The sequence below is a fragment of the Brucella cytisi genome (genome assembly GCF_038433355.1).
GTDB classification, from domain to species: domain Bacteria; phylum Pseudomonadota; class Alphaproteobacteria; order Rhizobiales; family Rhizobiaceae; genus Brucella; species Brucella cytisi.
In genome coordinates this window covers 403,022-419,167 of sequence record NZ_JBCAUP010000002.1, presented here as the reverse complement: position 1 = coordinate 419,167, position 16,146 = coordinate 403,022, and the positions used below count along the sequence as shown (strand labels likewise).

The following is a 16,146-nucleotide window of genomic DNA, read 5'->3' as shown; positions in this document are numbered from 1 at the left end:
ACGGGCCGCACTATGTGGTTCGAGATGACTTCAGAGGTCAGGCGACTGTCACGAAGCTTTTCAGGTCGAAAGACTGATTGAAGGCAAAAGTTGGCAAGTCGAACAGGTGGAAGGCCATAATGAACGCAAGTCATTGGTCTTCCTTCTGGCGCAGGAAACTTCCGTCAACTTTTGCCCACATTGCCTCGCTACAAAGCAATGTATGGAGACGTCTTGCGACGTCCAGGGTTTGAGTTAGGAACACGCTATGACGGACAGCAGTGCAAATCCCCGTAATTACGGCGAGCGTCCGTTGCACGAAGACGATCCACTGATGGAACTGTCGCGGATCATGGACTTCGGCACGCCTGCTGATGACAACGTCGCTTGGAATGAGCGCCGACCTAGTTACTTTGAAGATAACCGGACAGAGCCGGGCTTCGATCCATCGCTGGATCTGGAGCGCGAATTGCTCGGTGACTTCAATGATTATTCTCAGCCTACGGACCAGTCCCAGTTCGCAGCGACCCCTGCACAAGATGATTCTCATCTGTTGGATGAGCCTCTGATTCATGAGGAAGAACTTGCTTCGGCTCTGGAAGACGAGCTTGATCTTCAAATGGATGAAGATGAGCAGGCGCCGGAATTGGAAACGCCCTCATTCGAAGCACTTGAGTTCGAAGAAGCTGACCGCACTGAACCTGTGCCGCAATTCGACTACAGTGATTATTCGGCTGCGCGCGATTCGAACGAAGAGACCTATGCTGCATCGTCGTCGGTCTACGCTCGCCGGGAAACTGTCGAGCCGCTTCATGTCGATCAGACCGATTACGATCCGACCATCTATCAGCCAGCCATAGAGCCGCATCAAGAGGCTTATCAGCCTGCGCGCGATCATGAATGGAACGTTCAGGCTGTTGAGCCTGCCGAACAGTCCTATGCCACCGCTGCGCCGGTTTCACTTGAGGACGAGCTGGAAAATCTCCTTCTCGGCGATGAGCCGCAACCAGTGTCTCACGACGAGACCCGGTTTTCCCATGTCGCGCCTGCAGAGGAGCCCTACGTCCACCACGACGTGGTGCCGGTGCAGAATGTTGGATATCAAGACGAGACCGAGCTTGCAGATTTGCATTTCGATGATCTGCAGCTCGATGAGCCGGCTTATGATGCCGCACCACAGACGGCTGCACCCGTTGAAACCTATGCGCCTCAGCCTCAGGTCGTGCCTGCAGGATATCCGTACTATACGCGGAGCAATTTCTCCTCGGGCATCGCTGGGCAGGACGCAGTGGCGGCAGCCCCGCAGGCTGACTATGCGCCGGTTACAGAAACAGCGCCTTCGCTCGCTGACGACGACGATTTCTCTTTCGACGACGATTTTTCGTTCGATGTTGAGGAAACAGCAGCTGCAATCGCTGCTGAAGGAACCGAAGACGACCTTTCGGAGCTGGATGAAATCAGCCTTTCGGAAGATGATTTCGGTTTCGAAACGTCCGGCGATGTTTCCAGCATTCAGGATGAGAACGCTTTCAGCGAAGATGATTTCTTCATGGAAGATGATCTCGATCTGAGCTCGGAACCTGAAGAAGAAGCCACCGCCTACGCACATGCGGTGCGTTCGGACGACGATTACCGTTCTTCATCGACTTCGTTCCAGCAGTTCGGCGGTGCTCATACGGTTGCGGTCAGCGCCCCGGCGCCCGAAGTCGAAACCTTGAGCGTGGCCGAAGAAAAGGTCGAGCAGACGCATTCCCTCGATTTGCCGGAAATCAACTACGGCGAAGAAGAAACCAACGCCGGTTTGACTGATCTCGAAGCCGAATTCGCCGAGGTCTTCAACACGGTTGGTGTGGATGAATCGGCAAAAACAGACGCACAGAGCGAAGCTGACAGGGCTTTTGAGGACATATTCCGCGAAAGCGCTTCGAGCTATCTGCCAAACTCCGGCGCCGGCCTTGGTGCTGCTGTCGGTGCTGCAGCAGTGGGCGTTGGCGCTGCCGCAGCTGCGGGAGCGTATGGCCGCTCACAGGCAACAGCCCAGGCGCCAGCACAGCCAAAAGCCTCCAATCCGTTGGGCAATGAAGACGACTTCTATAACCATTGGGCAGCCCAGGGTGCACAGACCCTTGAAGGAGGCGACTTTGGCGAACGCGCTGCGATGCAGGCGGAGGATGATCTTGGCAGCGCTGCCGAAGCTTATCGTAATCGCCCGGTTCGTGGCCGTCGTGGTCTTATTCTGGCCAGCGTGGCCGGTGCGGCGGTGCTTCTTGGCGGGATCGGCTATCACTTCCTCGGAGGTAGCGGGTCCGGTGAGCCGGTCGTGATTCGTGCCGACAATCAGCCGATCAAAATGCAGCCGGAAAATCCGGGCGGTGCCACGGTACCGAACCAGGACAAGGCAGTTTATGACCGCGTTGCCGGTACGCTGCCGAACAATCCGGAACAAAAGTCTCTGATTACTTCCGGTGAAGAGCCAGTGGACATTTCCGGCACGGATGACAGCGAGAACATGGCGGACAATACGCCTGACGAGCCGCCAGTGACGAATAATGCTTCGGCCGAGAATCAGAACGCGAACCACAATGCGCCGTTGGTCCAGCCGCGCGAAGTGGAAACCATGATTGTTCGTCCAGACGGCTCTATTGTCCAACCTTCTCCGGCTCCGCAGGAAACAGCCTCGCAGCTGCCACCAGCAAACACTGCTCAGCCGGCGGCTCCCGCCGGTGGTGATGAAATTGCTGCGCTGGCCGCTGGCAATGCACCGACAGAACCGGCTGCGCAAACACCTGCACCGGCTCCTGTGGCACAACAGCCTGAGCCGGCTGCGGAAGCGCCGCGTCTTCCTGTCCGTGCTCCGGTGGTGCCATCACGGCCTGCTGAACAACCGGTCAACATCGTCGGCAATGTTCCGCAGCGCACGCAGGCCCCCGCTGCAACCAATCCTGCTCCGGCAGCGCCGCAGGTTGCATCGGCAGCAGGTGCAGGCGGTTATTTCATCCAGATTGCTTCGCAGCCATCTGCCGAGCTGGCACAGAAGTCCTATGCCAATATGGCCCAAAAGTATGGCAGCGTAATCGGTGGCCGCAGCGTCGACATCAAGCGTGCCGACATTCCGGGCAAGGGCACCTACTATCGTGTCCGTGTTCAGGGTGGTTCCAAGGAAGATGCATCCGCACTTTGCGGACGTCTCAAGTCTGCCGGTGGTAGCTGTCTGGTAACGCGATAATTTATTGGGCTATAAGTTTGAAAGGGCGGCCTCGGTCGCCCTTTTTCTTGGTCCACTACCAAGCCCTGATTTTTTCGGTTAAACCGGGGCAGGGTTGTTTGAGTACAGCATTTCCAGACAATTTTGGGGAAGAGCGCATGAAAGAGTGCAAGGCATGGATTGCCGGTGTGTCGGGAACGAAACTGACCGAGGACGAAATCGCGTTTTTCCGTGATGAAAGACCTTGGGGCTTTATTCTTTTTGCGCGCAATGTCGAAAGTCTGGAACAGGTTTCCGAGCTGACGGCGCACATGCGCGACCTGACGGGCCGGCACCAGACGCCGGTTTTCATCGATCAGGAAGGTGGACGCGTGCAGCGCCTTCGCCCGCCGCTCGTTCCAAACTATCCTTCGGCCTCGGAAGTTGGTGCGATCTATGCACGTGATCGCGAAGCAGGTCTGCGAGCTGCATGGCTTCATGCCCGCCTGCATGCATTCGATTTGCTGAAGGTTGGCGTCAATGTGGACTGCCTGCCGGTTCTGGACGTGCCCGTCGAAGGCGCACATGATGTTATCGGCGCGCGAGCCTATTCCAAGAACCCGCAGGCGGTTGCAGAAATGGGGCGAGCTGCTGCTGAAGGCTTGCTTGCCGGTGGTTTGCTGCCTGTGGTCAAGCATATGCCGGGGCACGGCCGTGCGTTTGCCGACACCCACAAGGAGCTGGCGCGTGTCACGGTTCCCCTGAATGAGCTGGTTGCGCATGATTTCGTGCCGTTCAAGGCGCTCAATGACCTGCCAATGGCAATGACGGCGCATGTCGTATTCGATTGCATCGATCCGCAGCGCCCTTCGACATTGTCACCGACTGTCATCAACACGATCATTCGCGATGTCATCCAGTTCGACGGTCTTGTCATGAGCGACGACATTTCCATGAAGGCGCTTTCAGGCGGACTCGGTGACATTGCGGACGGTATCATCGGTGCCGGTTGCGATATGGTTCTCTATTGCGCAGGTGTGATGGAAGAACTGAAGCAGGTTGCAGCGCGTGTGCCGGTTCTTGAAGGCAAGGCGAAGCGTCGTGCCGATCTGGCCGAAGTTTATGCAGGCGATCCCGATCTTTCCGATGAGGACGAACTGCGTGCAGAATTCAACGCCATGTTCGAACTGATAGCGTAATCGTCAAAACTTGGTAAACTGACTTCACCGGCGGACTGATCCGCCGGTGGATCTTATCAGCAGGGAAACGGGTTTGGCGGCATCGGGAACAGACACAGACGGCAAAGACGGCACGCTCGTTCCGATGGATGCGCTGTGGCAGGGCGATTCCGAGCGTAGCGAAAGTGAACCGTCGCTTCTCATCGATGTGCAGGGGTTTGAAGGCCCGCTTGATTTGCTGCTCCACCTTGCGCGGAGCCAGCGCGTCGATCTCGCCCGTATTTCCGTTCTTGCGCTTGCAGAGCAGTATCTGGTGTTCGTGGAACAGGCACGCGCCTTGCGCCTCGAACTTGCGGCTGACTATCTCGTCATGGCTGCATGGCTTGCCTATCTCAAATCGAAGCTGCTGATCCCGAAGCAACAGGGCGATGATGGAGCGACCGGCGAAGAACTGGCTGCTTCGTTGCATTACCGTTTGAAGAGACTGGAAGCCATGCGCGATGCGGCGGCGAAACTCGTCAACCGCAACCGGCTGGGGCGGGATGTTTTTGCGCGCGGTATGCCGGAAATGGTCATGGTGGACAGGACCAGCCAGTTTTCTGGAACGCTGTACGATCTTCTTACCGCCTATGCTTCGCAGCGCCAGCGACAGGCCGTGTCGCAGGTGCAGATTGCCAAGCGCGCAGTCTGGTCATTGAAGGAAGCTCGTGTGGCGCTCGTGCGTTTGATGGGATCGGTGGGCGACTGGATTTCTCTCGACCGCTTCCTGATCGATTATGCGCTTTCGCCCCGAGAAAGAGCTTCGGCGCTCGCGAGTTCCTTCGCCGCCAGTCTTGAGCTTGTGCGTGAAGGCAAACTGGAAGTCAGGCAAAACGCTCCTTTCGAGCCGATCTATATCCGGGCGACAGGAGATATCAGCGAATTAGATGAGGACGAGGATGTCTGAGGCGGAACATCGAAATCTGGCTGAAATCGATAGTGACGACGATCAGATCGAAACGGAAGTTTCTGTCTTGACGCAGGGGCTTGCTGATCTTGCGCGCATTGTCGAGGCCATTGTTTTTGCCTCCTCTGAACCGGTTTCCGAACGCGCATTGGCTGAACGTCTGCCTGCCAATGTTGACGTCGCGCCAGTTTTGAAACATTTGCAGAAAATATATGAAACGCGCGGCGTGCACCTTGTCCAGGTTGGCAGTGCGTGGGCGTTCCGTACGGCACCCGATCTCGCCTTTCTTATGAGCCGCGAAGCTGTGCAGCAGCGCAAGCTGTCCCGCGCCGCGATGGAAGTGCTTGCCATCATCGCCTATCACCAGCCGGTCACGCGCGCCGAGCTGGAAGATATCCGTGGTGTGGAGACCTCAAAGGGCACACTGGATGTCCTCATGGAGACCGGCTGGATCAAATTGCGCGGACGCCGCCGTACGCCCGGTCGTCCGGTCACCTATGGCACGACCGACTCGTTTCTCGACCATTTCGGCCTTCCGGAAATCCGCGATTTGCCGGGACTGGAAGAGCTGCGCGGGGCAGGGCTGCTCTCGGCACGTATGCCATCGAGCTTTGCCGTTCCGGTGCCGAATATCGACCCGGATGAGCTGACAGAAGACGAAGAGCCGCTCGAAGATATCGATCTGGAGAGCCTTGGCTTGCTCGCCCCGCGCGGTGAATAGTCTCAGTATGGCCTTTGGAGCCAATTTTATTTGTCGCAACGCCGTTCACCGTCACACTTCTGTTTGAAAGATTTGTTGAAAGCGCTTAAATCGTAACTGGCATTGCAGGAACATGCCGCGCGTTCGCGGCAATGAGAGGAATAAAATGGGTAGCTTTTCCATCTGGCACTGGCTGATCGTCCTGGCGGTTGTCCTTCTTCTGTTTGGCCGCGGCAAGATTCCCGAGCTGATGGGTGATGTTGCCAAGGGCATCAAGAACTTCAAGCAGGGTATGTCCGACGAAGACGCCAAGGATGACGCGCGGGATTCGGGTCGTACGATCGACGCCAAGGCTGACGAAACCGTCAACGACGTCAAGAAAACCACCAAGTCCTGATCTAACGGATAAAGCATGCTGCGCACGTGCAAGCGCGCGCAGCATATTTTGCCATTTACAAGTGCGGTTTTCCGCCGAAAGACGGGACGCGCGCGCGAATTGCGCGGGGTAACAAGAATATGTTCGACATCGGTTGGTCTGAACTTCTGATTATTGCGATCGTGATGATCGTGGTGGTCGGTCCCAAGGATTTGCCGAAAATGCTGCGTGCATTCGGCAAGGCGACAGCGCGCATGCGTGCCACCGCCAATGAGTTCAAGCAGCAGTTCGATGAAGCCTTGAAAGAGGCTGAGCTTGACGACGTCAAGAACATCATCGACGAGACCCGCAAGCTCGACCCGCGCTCGAAGATCACGCAGGTATTCGATCCGATTCGAAGTGCGGGCGAGGATCTGCGCTCGGGCCTTCAGTCCACGTCTTCCATGTCTCCGGCGACACCCGAAAAAGTCGCTGAAGTGACGACACCGGTTGATGCCGGTGGCGCACCGGTTCCGCCTGCTGTGGAAAAAGCCGCAGCGCCCAAGAAGGCGACCCGAAAGACTGCACCGAAGGCAGAGAATAAAGCGACCGAAGTCACTGTATCCAAAACGAAGGCTGCGCCGAAGGCGGCTTCCGTTGCAAAGCCTGCTCCCCGAAAGCTCGCAGCGGCGAAAGCGGAAACGGCAAAGGCTGGAACGGTCAAGGCTGCTGCCGCCACAACTGCCAAGAAGACCACGAAGAAGACAGGAACCAAAGCGTGACACGCGACGAGGACGAAATCGAACAGAGCGCAGCGCCTCTGCTTGAGCACCTGATCGAGCTGCGCCGCCGCCTGATCTGGGCAATTCTGGCATTTTTCGTGGCGTTTATTTTCTGTTTCGCTTTTGCCAAACAGCTCTTCAACCTGCTTGTCGTGCCTTATCAATGGGCGCTCGACTGGGCGGGCATGGATCGCTCGAAAGCGGAACTGATCTATACCGCGCCGCAGGAATTCTTTTTCACACAGGTGAAGGTGGCCATGTTCGGCGGCATCGTGCTGGCATTTCCGATCATTGCAGCACAGATTTACAAGTTCGTGGCGCCCGGCCTCTACAAGCACGAGCGCATGGCGTTTCTGCCGTTCCTGATTGCATCGCCGATCCTGTTTTTGACAGGCGGCGCGCTCGTCTACTTCTTCTTCACGCCGATGGTGATGTGGTTCTTCCTCGCAATGCAGCAGACTGGCGGCGCCGGTGAAGTGCAGATTTCTCTCCTGCCGAAGGTATCGGAATATCTGAGCCTCATCATGACGCTCATCTTTGCGTTCGGTCTGGTCTTCCAGCTGCCGGTGGTAACGAGCCTGATGGCCCGTGTCGGACTGGTGACGTCGGCTGGCCTGAAGGACAAGCGCAAATATGCAATTGTCATTGCTTTCGTCGTTGCAGCGGTCCTGACCCCGCCCGATCCGGCGAGCCAGATCGGCCTTGCCTTGCCAACAATCCTTCTCTACGAGATTTCAATCATCGTGGCTCGCATGATCGAGAAGAAGCGGGATGAGGCGCAGGAAGCTTCCGACGCTGAAAACAACGCTTCATCGTCCTGATTCGTCACTATGATTCTGTGAGGTCGCAGGTTGTGCGGCCTCGCTTCTGTTCAATTTCACGAAACGGCTTTTCCCATGCTCGACATCAAATGGATTCGCGAAAACCCTGAAACCCTCGACAAAGCGCTCGCCAAGCGTGGGGCTCAGTCGCTGTCGTCCGAATTGATGACGCTGGACGAAAAACGCCGCGAATATGTCGGCAAGGTTCAGGCTGCGCAGGAGCGCCGCAATGCCGCTTCGAAGGAAATCGGCAAGGCCATGGCTGCGAAGGACGCGGCGACGGCTGACAAGCTGAAGGCCGAAGTTGCCGAGTTGAAGGATTTTCTTGCGCAGGCTGAGGACGAAGAGCGTCGCCTGACCAAGGAACTGAACGACGCTCTGTCGACCATTCCCAATATTCCGCTCGAAGACGTGCCACTCGGCAAGGACGAAAGCGACAATGTCGAAGTTCGTCGCGTCGGCAACCAGCGAAACTTTGCCTTTCAGCCGAAGGAGCATTTCGAGCTGGGCGAGGCGCTCGGTTACATGGATTTTGAGCGCGCCGCAAAGCTTGCAGGTTCGCGCTTTACCGTGTTGAAGGGACCGCTTGCGCGTCTCGAACGTGCGCTTGGCCAGTTCATGCTCGACCTGCACACCATGGAACACGGCTATACCGAAACGATGCCGCCGCTGATGGTGCGCGATGAAGCTGTCTATGGCACCGGCCAGTTGCCGAAATTTTCGGAAGATCTGTTCCGCACGACGGATGGTCGCTGGCTGATTCCAACCGCCGAAGTTCCGCTGACCAATCTGGTTGCAGATGAAATCGTCGATACCAAGTCGCTTCCCCAGCGCTACACGGCGCTGACCCCATGCTTCCGTTCGGAAGCAGGTTCTGCCGGTCGCGACACGCGTGGCATGCTGCGCCAGCACCAGTTCCTGAAAGTGGAAATGGTGTCGATCACCGATGCCGACAGCTCGGTTGACGAGCATGAGCGCATGACCGCCTGTGCAGAAGAAGTGCTGAAGCGCCTTGGCCTGCCGTTCCGCACCGTCGTGCTTTGCACGGGCGATATGGGCTTCGGCGCACAGAAGACCTACGATATTGAAGTATGGCTGCCCGGCCAGAACACCTACCGCGAAATTTCCAGCTGCTCGGTCTGCGGTGATTTCCAGGGCCGTCGCATGAACGCCCGCTATCGTCCGGAAGGCGAGAAGTCGACCCGTTTTGTGCATACGCTGAACGGTTCGGGTGTCGCCGTCGGACGCGCGCTGATCGCCGTCATGGAAAATTATCAGGAAGAAGATGGCAGCATTCATATTCCTGAAGCATTGCAGCCATACATGGGCGGCCTCACGCGGATAGAGAAAGCTGCGTGAATCACATTTATTGATAAATGAAGGAGTGACGACGTGCGAATTCTGCTGACGAACGATGATGGTATCCACGCTGAAGGCCTCGCAGTTCTGGAGCGGATCGCACGCAAGCTCTCCGATGACGTCTGGGTTGTCGCTCCGGAAACCGACCAAAGCGGCCTCGCGCATTCGCTGACGCTGTCGGAACCGCTTCGCCTTCGCCAGATCGATGATCGTCATTTCGCATTGCGCGGCACGCCGACCGATTGCGTCATCATGGGTGTGCGCCACGTTCTGCCGGATGCGCCTGATCTCATTCTTTCGGGCGTGAACTCTGGCGCGAATATTGCCGACGATGTCACCTATTCGGGTACGGTTGCCGGCGCCATGGAGGGCACGTTGCTCGGCGTGCGGTCTATCGCGCTGTCGCAGGAATATGAATATGAAGGCGATCGCCGCATCGTGCCGTGGGAAACGGCGGAAACGCACGCGCCTGACCTTATAAAAAAGCTGATGGAGGCAGGATGGCCGGAAGGCGTCCTGTTGAATCTCAACTTCCCGAACTGCGGTGCGGATGAAGTCAAGGGAACGCGCGTCACAGCTCAAGGCAAGCTCAGCCATGATGCCCGCCTGGATGAACGTCGCGACGGGCGTGGCTTCCCGTATTTCTGGTTGCATTTTGGTCGTGGCAAGGCGCCGGTTGCGGATGACAGCGACATCGCAGCCATTCGTTCCGATTGCATTTCTGTAACCCCGTTGCACCTCGATCTGACCGCGCATAAGGTTCGGGCAGAATTGAGCGCAGCACTTGGGGTTGAAGCATGAGGCAGGCAGCGTCTGAGCGCCCACGGCTTTCGGACAGAGAAGGATTCGCATCCTTCGTTATGCGAATGCGCGGATACGGGATTGACGATCCGCGCCTTTTTGCAGCCATCGAGTCCACACCACGCCAGAGCTTTCTCGCGTCGTCATGGTCTCATCTTTCCTACAGCTCCCGTACTGCGCCGCTCGACTGCGGCGAGTATATGGAGGGCATTGATGATCAGGCTCGCGCCATCGCCGCGCTCAAGCTGGAACCCGGCCATCGTGTGCTGGAGATCGGAACCGGCTCCGGTTTCACGGCTGCTGTTATGTCTTCGCTCGCCGGTCGTGTCACAACGGTCGAACGTTATCGCAAGCTCTGCGACCACGCCTTGCAGCAATTCGTGTCGCTTAAGCGCGAAAACATCATGGTCAAACATGCCGATGGTCGCCATGGAATGCCGGGTGGCCCCTTTGATCGCATCCTGATCTGGCTTGCCTTCGACGAAGTGCCGCGTCATTTCGTTGATCTTCTGGCAACGCATGGCGTGCTGATCGCTCCGATCGGTCCAGGAGATGGTCGACAGATCATGACACGTATCGCCAAGGTCGGCAGCCGATTCGAGCAGGAGGACCTGATGGTGGTCCGCTATCAGCCTTTCATCGAGGGCGTTTCGTCCGTTCTGTGAACGGAGCGCGTATCGATTCATCAAAATGATGGCCATCAGGCTCCCTTTGGCAGTGCCAAGGAGGGCTTTCGGTCGCTTTGTGCGCTTATGGTATTTAATTGGTGAATCTTTTTTCGAAGATTTGCCGTTCTTAACCAGAGAGTAACATTAACGCGTTTTAATCACCTTACTGAGTTTCGAGTATGGGCGAGTTGAACATGCGTTTACAAATTTTGCAGCACACGTCTGAACGTCTTCTGCGGAATGTCGCGATCGTTCTGATTGCCGGTTTTGGTGCCGGGTGCAGTGCCGATACGATGCGCTTCACTGATGGTATCAGTACGGGCTCTACGTCCAGTCAGCGTGTCGCACAGCAGCCGGCGGGCGATCTTTATGCATCTGCGGCTCCCGTGGCTCCCGCATCGAGCGGTTCCGTTCAGCGCAATTCATTGCCTCCGGTGTCTTCGGCGCCGATGGCAGCACCGGTCGCGGCGGCAAGGCAGTCGGTTCAGGCTCCGGTCGCAGCGGCATCCAATAACATTCAGAATCAGGTCGGGCAGGCGCAGGACATGGCCGCAAACCGTGTGAACAACACGGTCAATGCAGCAGAAACCAAAGTCGCCAGCGCAGCAACATCTACGCGCAACACCATAAACGGTGCGCAGGAAAAGGTTCTCGGGCAGCTTCCGACGAACCCAGCCATGCCCCGGCCAACGGATAATAATATCGCGGTTGTCCCGCAGGCGCCCGCCGTCAACGGCAAAAAGCCTTCGGCGAACGATATGGCTTCAGCAGGCGCAAATGCTACGACGCCGCCGGCGCCGAACGGTACTTACACGGTTAAGAGTGGTGATTCGCTCTTTTCCATCGCGCAGAAGCACAATGTTCCTGTCGAGCAGTTGAAGAAGGCAAACGGTCTATCGAACGGCGCTATCCGCGTCGGACAGGCGCTCGTCATTCCTTCTGCTGCAGCGGGCAATGCAACGCAGGTCGCAGCGGTTTCACAGCCTCCGGAAAACCCGGCCAAGGCTGCCGCACCAGCCGCCAACGCCGATGTGAAGCCTTACACGCCGCCACAGGCGAGCAACAAGGTGATCGAAGATGCCGAAAAGGATCAGGCGGCAGCGCCTTCTTCCACCGGTATTTCACAGATGCGCTGGCCGGTACGCGGTCGTATTCTCGCAAGCTTTGGCCAGCGCGACGGTACATCGGTAAGCGACGGTATCGACATCATGGTTCCGGAAGGCACATCGGTGAAAGCTGCTGAGAACGGCGTTGTCATCTATGCCGGTGACGGTCTCAAGGAGTTCGGACAGACCGTTCTGATCCGCCACGACAATGGCCTCGTCACCGTTTACGGTCACAACAGCCAGATACTGGTCCAGCGCGGACAGAAGGTTCGCCGCGGCGAGGAAGTTGCAAAATCGGGCATGAGCGGCAACGCGAAATCCCCGAAGCTGCATTTCGAAGTGCGCAAAAATTCGGCCCCGGTCAATCCTTCCAAGTATCTGGAAACGTGATCAAAATTTAATAATGAAAGAAGGCGGGCCAAAAGCCCGCCTTTCTTTTTTGGTTGGTTCCGTCTTCTTTACATTGCAATCCCGAGGCGACCTGCCAGATCCTGGATATATTGCCAGGCAACGCGCCCCGAACGGTTTCCGCGCGTGGTGGACCATTCCAGCGCTTCGGCATGCATCTTGGCCGGATCGTAAGCCAGCTTAAAATAGGCCGCATAGCCATCGACCATCGCGAGATAATCGTCCTGGCTGCATTTGTGGAAGCCGAGCCAGAGGCCGAAACGGTCCGACAGGGATACCTTTTCCTCAATCGCTTCCGAAGGATTGATCGCCGTCGAGCGCTCGTTGTCGATCATGTCGCGCGGCATCAGATGGCGCCGGTTCGAGGTCGCATAAAAGATCACATTGCCGGGACGACCTTCTACGCCGCCTTCAAGCGCGGCCTTGAGCGATTTATAGGACGTATCGTCATGATCGAAGGAAAGGTCGTCGCAAAACAGGATGAAGCGATAGTCCGTATCCTTGATGAGGTTCATCAATGTCGGAAGACTATCGATATCCTCGCGATGAATTTCGATCAGCTTGAGCGGAGCGCGATCCGCCATTTCAGCGTTCACACTTGCCTGTGCAGCCTTGACGAGCGAGGATTTGCCCATGCCGCGCGCACCCCAGAGCAGAACATTGTTTGCCGGAAATCCTTTTGCGAAGCGCCGGGTATTGTCCACGAGCTGATCACGTACCAAATCTACGCCACGGATCAGTGCGATATCCACGCGGTTGACGCGCTTGACCGGATCCAGGGTCAGTCGTTCGGGAGCCCAGACAAAGCAGTCTGCGGCATCAAGATCTGGTGTTTTGGCTTCCGGCGGCGCAATGCGTTCCAGAGCGGCGATCAAACGGTCCAGTTTCTGGCTGAGTATGTCTTCGGTCGTCATTTCATGCCCCTGATGATAGGGCTAACGGCTTAACATGTCACAGCGGAGGCGAAAAGTGTGCGACCTTGGCGCAGGCGGGATCATCGCCGGTTGCATTTGGCGCGCTAACCATTGTAATGCCGATAATAATTTGTCTTCGAGACTTCAGAGGAGTTCCTAATGTTCGTAACACCGGCTTTCGCTCAGGCATCCGGCGGCGCTGTTGGACCAGATATGCTCATGAGCATTCTGCCGTTCATCCTGATCTTCGTGATCATGTACTTCCTTATCATCCGCCCCCAGCGGACCCAGATGAAGAAGCGTCAGGAAATGCTGACCCAGGTTCGTCGCGGCGATACCGTCGTGACCGGCGGCGGCATTGTCGGCAAGGTTCAGAAGGTTGTTGATGACAACGAACTTGAAGTCGAAATCGCTGAAGGCGTGCGCATCCGCGTTATGCGCAGCACGCTGATGGATGTTCGCGTCAAGGGCGAGCCCGTCGCCGACAACAAGAACAAGTAATTCTTTTTACAACACGCAGGCCCCGGTAAGATTTCCATAACCGGGGCCTGCGCATTATTCGGTAAGCGCTAACATACGATGCGCATGCCACGACGCCGGAGAGCGGTTCGCAACAAGTGAACTCCGGCATGCTCTATCCAAGCTGATACGGAATTGCTGCTCTATGCTCTATTTTTCACGCTGGAAATCTGCCCTGATCTGGCTCGCGGTTCTCGTGAGTTTCATCATCGCATCCCCTAACTTTTTCTCGCGTGAAACGTTGGCAAAACTGCCAAATTTCCTGCCGAAGCAGCAGATCGCGCTTGGACTCGATCTCTCCGGCGGCTCACGTCTGGTCCTGCAGGTGCAGAATCCCGGACGAGGGGAGCTCGAGCGCACCGCAAATATCATGCGGCAGCGTCTGGAGGAGCTTGGTTATGGCAAACCTCTTGTCGAAGAGGAAAACCGCAATCAGATTCGGGTTGAAGTTCCCGGTGTCTATGACGCGCAGCTTCTCAAAGACATTCTCAGCGTTCGCGGCAATTTCTCTTTCCGCGCTGTCGACAGCACCATGTCACCGGATGATGCCATTCGCGGCACGCCGCCCGCTGACAGTGAAATCATCTATTCCTATGACGATCCGCCTGTCGGCTATCTCGTCAAGAAGCAACCGATCCTGACTGGTGCCAATGTGACGGATGCCAAGGCGACGCTGTCGGATGACGATAGTGAACCTGTCATCACGCTGACATTGGACGATGCAGGCCGCAAAAATCTTGCCGAAGCAACATCGCATCTGGTTGGTGGTAGCTTTGCTATCGTCGTCGACAATCAGATCGTTTCCGCGCCTGCCGTCGATGAGAAGCTCGATACGAATGAGCTGCAGATTTCAGGCGCTTTCGATCTTCAGGCAGCCAACAATATGGCCGTTGTGCTGCGTTCCGGCGCGCTGCCGCAAGATGTAACGGTTCTGGAAGAACGCACGATTGCGTCGGCTTTGGGCGAGGACTATGCCAGCGCGGCCGCACTGGCAGCCTTGCTTGCGGCACTGCTCGTCGGCCTGTTCATGATCTTGTCCTACGGTATCCTCGGTGTGATCGCCATGGTCGCACTGGCCGTTAACATTATCATTTTGACAGCGATACTCTCGCTGATCGGCGCTTCGATCAGTCTCGCCAGTATTGCCGGTCTGGTACTGACCATAGGTTTGGCCGTTGACGCCCACATCCTGATTTACGAACGTGTGCGCGAAGATCGCCGCAAGGGCTATTCCGTTGTCCAGGCGATGGAATCCGGCTTCTATCGCGCACTCTCGACCATCATCGACGCAAACCTCACCACACTTATTGCAGCGCTCGTTCTGTTCCTGCTCGGGTCCGGAACGGTTCATGGCTTCGCGCTGACGGTCGCGGTCGGCATCGGCACCACGCTCTTCACGACGCTCACCTTCACCCGCTTGCTGATCGCGCAGTGGGTGCGCACAGCCAAACCGAAGGAAGTGCCGAAACGTCGTCTGAAACTGGTTCCGACTGTAACGCACATTCCGTTCATGCGTCTGCAGTTCGTGACGCTTGGCATCTCGGTGCTGGCCTGCGCTATCGTGGTCGCGCTGTTCGTCAATATCGGCTTCAACTACGGCATTGATTTCCGTGGCGGTTCGATGGTTGAACTGCAGGCCCGCAGCGGTGACGCCAATATTGAAGACATCACCGAACGTCTTACCGAACTCAATATCGACAGCGCCCGCGTTCTGCCGGCAAAGTCTCCGCGCTCTGCTCTTGTCATTATCGGCAGTCAGGAAGTCGGCGACGATGCCGAACAAACCGTCGCGGTGAAACTGCGCGGAGAGTTCGAGCAGGACTACTCATTCCAGCGCGTTGAAGTCGTCGGGCCGACCGTTTCGGAACAGCTTTCGCGTGCCGGAGTTCTGGCGGTCATTCTGTCGCTGATCGGTATCTTCATTTACGTATGGGTCCGGTTCCGCTGGCAGCTCGCGCTTGGTGCGGTGCTTTCAACCTTGCACGACGTCATCATCCTCGCGGGCATGTTCATTGTCTTCCGCATGGAGTTCAATCTTTGGAGCGTTGCAGCAATTCTGACGATCATCGGCTATTCGCTGAACGATACGGTGGTGATTTACGACCGCGTGCGTGAGAACCTGCGCGTCTATAAAAGCGCGCCACTGCCTGCCATCATTGATGCCTCAATCAACCAGACGCTGTCGCGTACCTTGCTGACGTCCTTTGTGACCTTTCTCGCGCATATTCCGCTCTATGCCTTCGGTGGCGCGGATATCCGCAGCTTTGCACTGGCACTGAGCGTCGGGATCATTGTTGCGAGCTATTCATCGATCTTCATCGCCGCTCCATTGTTGGTTCAGTTCGGCCTCAAGCCGCGTGGGCCGGATGAATCCAGCGATCAAATGGATGATGAACTGGCACAATCGCTGAATTTGGAAAGCTGAA

At 56.8% G+C, this 16,146-nt stretch carries 14 protein-coding genes; 13 read left to right on the top strand and 1 reads right to left on the bottom strand.

The features are described from left to right. The first annotated feature begins 247 nt into the window (after positions 1-247). From AAE521_RS04290 to dipM, 11 genes are all read left to right on the top strand, one after another. Positions 248-3,205, top strand: coding sequence for an SPOR domain-containing protein (locus AAE521_RS04290; RefSeq protein ID WP_342060563.1), 2,958 nt, complete (start codon positions 248-250; stop codon positions 3,203-3,205). 137 nt (positions 3,206-3,342) lie between these two features. Next, positions 3,343-4,362 carry a beta-N-acetylhexosaminidase gene (gene nagZ, locus AAE521_RS04285; RefSeq protein WP_122241812.1) on the top strand — a complete coding sequence of 340 codons (1,020 nt, stop codon included), beginning with the start codon at positions 3,343-3,345 and terminating at the stop codon, positions 4,360-4,362. A 73-nt stretch (positions 4,363-4,435) separates the two neighbouring features. Continuing rightward, entirely contained in the window at positions 4,436-5,287 is an 852-nt protein-coding gene (locus tag AAE521_RS04280) for a segregation and condensation protein A (protein WP_342060562.1), read from the top strand. Beyond that, positions 5,280-6,008 carry an SMC-Scp complex subunit ScpB gene (scpB, locus tag AAE521_RS04275; protein WP_342060561.1) on the top strand — a complete coding sequence of 243 codons (729 nt, stop codon included), beginning with the start codon at positions 5,280-5,282 and terminating at the stop codon, positions 6,006-6,008. Before AAE521_RS04280 ends, scpB begins: the two co-directional genes overlap by 8 nt. A gap of 145 nt (positions 6,009-6,153) precedes the next feature. Further along, positions 6,154-6,384, top strand: coding sequence for a twin-arginine translocase TatA/TatE family subunit (locus AAE521_RS04270; protein ID WP_010661242.1), 231 nt, complete (start codon positions 6,154-6,156; stop codon positions 6,382-6,384). Between the two features lie 119 nt (positions 6,385-6,503). Continuing rightward, positions 6,504-7,124 carry a Sec-independent protein translocase protein TatB gene (gene tatB, locus AAE521_RS04265; protein WP_342060560.1) on the top strand — a complete coding sequence of 207 codons (621 nt, stop codon included), beginning with the start codon at positions 6,504-6,506 and terminating at the stop codon, positions 7,122-7,124. Continuing rightward, complete coding sequence (gene tatC / locus AAE521_RS04260) at positions 7,121-7,945, top strand: twin-arginine translocase subunit TatC (RefSeq protein WP_012092212.1); 825 nt, start codon at positions 7,121-7,123, stop codon at positions 7,943-7,945. Before tatB ends, tatC begins: the two co-directional genes overlap by 4 nt. 75 nt (positions 7,946-8,020) lie before the next feature. Beyond that, complete coding sequence (gene serS / locus AAE521_RS04255) at positions 8,021-9,304, top strand: serine--tRNA ligase (RefSeq protein WP_342060559.1); 1,284 nt, start codon at positions 8,021-8,023, stop codon at positions 9,302-9,304. Positions 9,305-9,337: 33 nt separating this feature from the next. After that, positions 9,338-10,105 carry a 5'/3'-nucleotidase SurE gene (gene surE, locus AAE521_RS04250; protein WP_342060558.1) on the top strand — a complete coding sequence of 256 codons (768 nt, stop codon included), beginning with the start codon at positions 9,338-9,340 and terminating at the stop codon, positions 10,103-10,105. Next, complete coding sequence (locus AAE521_RS04245) at positions 10,102-10,770, top strand: protein-L-isoaspartate(D-aspartate) O-methyltransferase (RefSeq protein WP_012092209.1); 669 nt, start codon at positions 10,102-10,104, stop codon at positions 10,768-10,770. The genes surE and AAE521_RS04245 overlap by 4 nt, the downstream gene beginning before the upstream one ends. 182 nt (positions 10,771-10,952) lie before the next feature. Further along, entirely contained in the window at positions 10,953-12,269 is a 1,317-nt protein-coding gene (dipM, locus tag AAE521_RS04240; protein WP_342060557.1) for a cell division endopeptidase DipM, read from the top strand. A 68-nt stretch (positions 12,270-12,337) separates the two neighbouring features. Here the strand turns inward: dipM and AAE521_RS04235 are convergent, their stop codons facing one another. Beyond that, on the bottom strand, positions 12,338-13,201 hold the full coding sequence (locus AAE521_RS04235) for an ATP-binding protein (protein ID WP_094513704.1): 864 nt from the start codon (positions 13,199-13,201) through the stop codon (positions 12,338-12,340). Between the two features lie 159 nt (positions 13,202-13,360). Between AAE521_RS04235 and yajC the strand changes: the two genes are divergently transcribed. Both yajC and secDF read left to right on the top strand, forming a co-directional pair. Next, positions 13,361-13,702, top strand: coding sequence for a preprotein translocase subunit YajC (gene yajC, locus AAE521_RS04230; protein ID WP_010661250.1), 342 nt, complete (start codon positions 13,361-13,363; stop codon positions 13,700-13,702). Positions 13,703-13,865: 163 nt separating this feature from the next. After that, positions 13,866-16,145 (top strand): protein translocase subunit SecDF, encoded by a 2,280-nt coding sequence (gene secDF / locus AAE521_RS04225; RefSeq protein WP_342060556.1) that lies wholly within the window; start codon positions 13,866-13,868, stop codon positions 16,143-16,145. Position 16,146: the final 1 nt, after the last annotated feature.

Excerpts from the sequence above, each read along its gene's own strand:
- dipM (WP_342060557.1), top strand. The coding sequence starts at position 10,953 with ATGGGCGAGTTGAACATGCGTTTACAAATTTTGCAGCACACGTCTGAA.
- tatB (WP_342060560.1), top strand. The coding sequence starts at position 6,504 with ATGTTCGACATCGGTTGGTCTGAACTTCTGATTATTGCGATCGTGATG.
- nagZ (WP_122241812.1), top strand. The coding sequence starts at position 3,343 with ATGAAAGAGTGCAAGGCATGGATTGCCGGTGTGTCGGGAACGAAACTG.
- secDF (WP_342060556.1), top strand. The coding sequence starts at position 13,866 with ATGCTCTATTTTTCACGCTGGAAATCTGCCCTGATCTGGCTCGCGGTT.
- scpB (WP_342060561.1), top strand. The coding sequence starts at position 5,280 with ATGTCTGAGGCGGAACATCGAAATCTGGCTGAAATCGATAGTGACGAC.
- AAE521_RS04235 (WP_094513704.1), bottom strand. The coding sequence starts at position 13,201 with ATGACGACCGAAGACATACTCAGCCAGAAACTGGACCGTTTGATCGCC.
- AAE521_RS04245 (WP_012092209.1), top strand. The coding sequence starts at position 10,102 with ATGAGGCAGGCAGCGTCTGAGCGCCCACGGCTTTCGGACAGAGAAGGA.
- yajC (WP_010661250.1), top strand. The coding sequence starts at position 13,361 with ATGTTCGTAACACCGGCTTTCGCTCAGGCATCCGGCGGCGCTGTTGGA.
- AAE521_RS04270 (WP_010661242.1), top strand. The coding sequence starts at position 6,154 with ATGGGTAGCTTTTCCATCTGGCACTGGCTGATCGTCCTGGCGGTTGTC.
- serS (WP_342060559.1), top strand. The coding sequence starts at position 8,021 with ATGCTCGACATCAAATGGATTCGCGAAAACCCTGAAACCCTCGACAAA.
- AAE521_RS04290 (WP_342060563.1), top strand. The coding sequence starts at position 248 with ATGACGGACAGCAGTGCAAATCCCCGTAATTACGGCGAGCGTCCGTTG.